The organism is Candidatus Neomicrothrix sp. (genome assembly GCF_035329545.1).
Classification (GTDB): domain Bacteria; phylum Actinomycetota; class Acidimicrobiia; order Acidimicrobiales; family Microtrichaceae; genus Microthrix; species Microthrix subdominans.
In genome coordinates, this window is sequence record NZ_DAOLGP010000078.1 from 1 (window position 1) to 3,093 (window position 3,093).

Genomic DNA, 3,093 nt, shown 5'->3' on the forward strand with positions numbered 1-3,093 from the left:
CCGCCGCTTCGCCAACTACCGGATCCGAGTCCTGCTCTACGCCGGCAAACCCAACTGGGACCTACTCGACACCGTCACACCCCGCTGAACTCCGAAGAGCCGGATTTGGAGCCTAGAATCGCTTCGTGGTGATCAGGACCATCCGAACACGCTCCAGGCTCCAACACCGAGCACGGTGGAACATCTGGTGCGCATGAGCGCCATTGAAGGCCCGCTCTGGCCTCACGGGAAGATCCTTCATGTGGACCTACGCTGACTTCATCGAACAGGCCGCAACCGCCCTGAACATGCAACACTTGGCGAGCATGGGTAGCAACACGACCCTGGTCGAAGCCAGACTTGACTCACTCGCACTCGCCGAGCTGCTCGCTTGGGGGGAGGATTCATATGGCGTTTCAGTCGATGATCGGTTCCTCGAGGCGACGCCCACGCTCGGGGAGGTGTGGCAGGCCTTCGAGAGCGCTGCTCGTCGCTAGCGCACTCGCTCTCGCGCTCACGACCTCCTGTGGATCGGCCACTGAAGTGGAAACCAGCGCCGACTCGGATTCCAACGACCTCAGCATCCCGGCGAGCCCCCTGCAGGGCCAGCGTGCCGCAACCGTCGCACTTCCGGCAGGGCTCGTGGAGATGTCTGGCGCGGGCGACGCAAAGCAGAGAATCGCCGTGCTCGGCCCAGCAGCCTCGCGATGGTCCGAACGTGACGTAGCGGGACTCGCCGGATCGCTTCCCATCGCCCAAGGACTAGCCATGGATGGTGCGGGCTACCTCGCAGGCCAAGTGTGCGAACGTCCGGCCGAAAGCGACGCAGTCGGCCTCGAATGTACCGACGGCGGGTTGCAGATCGTCGAGATCGGACCAGACTCAGCAGTCGCAGGCAAGCCATCTGAGCCACCATTTCCGATTGAGCACAAGTGGGGCTTCAGATCTGTTACTCCGTCCCCAGGGGCAATCGATATCGAGGTCGAGTCGTTCCTCACGGGCGAAGTCAAGTTGATGCGGTATGATCTCAAGAACGCCTCCTGGTCGACCGTGCCTCAGAGTTCGCCGAGCATTGCATGCACCGACGGCAGCTTGCTTGAGCCAGAAGAGATCGTCGCACTCACGGCGCCGATCGCCGGCTCGACAGTCCGATCGTGTAGTGAGACGACCGCAGCGCTCGACGCTCTCGGAGGCGCCGCATTCGCAGTCGACCGTCGCACCGGCGAAAGGTACGAGCTGCTCACCTCAAGTTCAGATGCCCCACAACTGGTCGCGCTCGGCGACTCAGTGATACTGCTCAACAGATCCATTGCTGAGGACAAGAGCGATCCGACGGGGTTCAAGACATCCGCCAAGATCGAAGGATTCCGAAACGGTCGAGAGTTCGACGTAGGTGTTGACGCCTCGGACATGGCCGCCGCATCTTCGCTTCTCTACGGATACTGGACGACCGGTTGGGTAATGGCAAACGACGGCAGCTGGATTCGGTTCAGCACCTAAGGCGCCGTTGCAGGCCATCGCAGAGGGAGAGATCGATGACATTTCCGGCAACCCACTCACGGACCGCAGGCCCACGCAATCGAGCGGAACGTCGACGTGAGGGAAAGAAGGCGCCGGCCAGAACTCGACCTCGACGGATCGCCCGCGCCACCGCAGCAAGCTCTGTAGCATTCATCTGCGCCTTCGGCCAGGCCCGCATGGCGGGCGCAGACTCGTACTCGCAACTGCATCACAACATTCAAGGAGTGCTCGGCAACCACAAAGGCGCCGTCGAAATGGTCGACGGTGTCAAGACTGGCATATTGCAATCCGACCAGACTGGCGATCCCCCCTTCGTCATCTCCATGAACGAAGTGTGCAAGTCCCAGTGGACGGCCTTCAACAACTTCTTAGGAACGTATTACCCGAACCAATATCAGAAGCGATTCACCGTTACCAAGACCGCCAACCTTCCAGGCGGCTGTCAAGGTGAATTCGGGAACGCGATCGCGGTTCGCACCAACGTGATCGGGGACCCGTGGCCAAATGGCGCCGAGTACCCAGGTCAGGGGAACGAGTCGGAGAAGCGAAAGCTCCGATGTCTACAACTTCAGATCTTCGGACCGGCGTACTTTGCGTGCAACACCCACTTGAAGAACGATACGGTAATCGCCGACGGCCAAGCTGCATACATGTTCGCGTGGATCAATCAGTGGTGGGCACAACCGGGCACGATGGTGTTGGGCGATCTCAACCTGAAGCCGAACCAGACGTCGATCATGACGCAAGTGTACGCCAACTACATCGAGGCAGACCACGGCTGCCCCTCCTACGGAAACGACGGGACCGACACCCCGACGGCCGGAGCTGGCAAGATCGACTACGTCTTCGGATCAAAGGGTAACGCCCCGACCAGGTTTGTGAATTGTGGGGCGAACAGGGTGTACTGGTCCGGTTTCGGTGCTCCCTCTTCTCAGTGGGTGTCCGACCACAAGATGCTGGGAAGCAACCTCATATGGGGTTAGACGGCCCGTTGACCCACGTGCAACTCCTCCCAGTCGGCCCGCAGCACGAGGCACAGCTGAGAGAACAGGAGTTGAAGTACGGAGGCCCAGAGTGGCGCTTCGGCGGTCAGGTGCCGTCGCCGGAGGAATATCACCAGCGCCTGTGGCAGGGAGTCGTAGCCCAGTATCTCGTGGTAGATGCAGACGAACGCGTCCTCGGTCTCGTGGCCTGCTACCAATGCGATTTCGTCTCAGGTACTGCGTTTCTTTCCGCGATTCGCTTTGGCGACCAACCAAATGTGGATGTTGGCTTCATTCGAGGATGTCTCATGTTTGTGTCGAGACTCTTCAATGATTTTCCGTTCCGAAAGCTGTACCTCGAATCCGCCGAGTCGAACTCGATGCGCTTCGGTGGCGGCCGATCGGTGCTCTTGGAGGAAGAGGCCCGGTTTCGGGAGCGTGTGTGGTTGAACGGACGATTTGAGGACCTGGTTGTCCATTCGGTGTCCCGTGATGCGTGGCTAGCGAGCCGGCTATCCAGGTATTGACCGATCACTCGTGGTCTGAGGTTGACCCGGTTTGGTGGCGCTTCGGAGTTGCGGGGGGTGTGGGCGGGTAGCGGGGGGTCCGC

General features: G+C 60.4%; 4 protein-coding genes. 3 read left to right on the forward strand and 1 reads right to left on the reverse strand.

Annotated elements, in window-relative coordinates; genetic code table 11:
- Positions 1-239: 239 nt before the first annotated feature.
- Genes PKD89_RS19715 through PKD89_RS19725 form a run of 3 tightly spaced genes read left to right on the forward strand, consistent with a single transcriptional unit; the run spans position 240 to position 2,483 of the window.
- Positions 240-476, forward strand: coding sequence for an acyl carrier protein (locus PKD89_RS19715; RefSeq protein ID WP_324332910.1), 237 nt, complete (start codon positions 240-242; stop codon positions 474-476).
- 46 nt (positions 477-522) lie between these two features.
- A complete protein-coding gene (locus PKD89_RS19720; RefSeq protein WP_324332912.1) occupies positions 523-1,479 on the forward strand; it encodes a hypothetical protein in 957 nt (318 codons plus the stop codon).
- A 35-nt stretch (positions 1,480-1,514) separates the two neighbouring features.
- Positions 1,515-2,483 (forward strand): endonuclease/exonuclease/phosphatase family protein, encoded by a 969-nt coding sequence (locus tag PKD89_RS19725; RefSeq protein ID WP_324332914.1) that lies wholly within the window; start codon positions 1,515-1,517, stop codon positions 2,481-2,483.
- On the opposite strand, the gene PKD89_RS19730 is transcribed toward PKD89_RS19725, so the two are convergent.
- Positions 2,480-2,701, reverse strand: coding sequence for a hypothetical protein (locus PKD89_RS19730; RefSeq protein ID WP_324332916.1), 222 nt, complete (start codon positions 2,699-2,701; stop codon positions 2,480-2,482). The two genes, PKD89_RS19725 and PKD89_RS19730, sit on opposite strands and share 4 nt — an antisense overlap.
- Positions 2,702-3,093 lie beyond the last annotated feature (392 nt).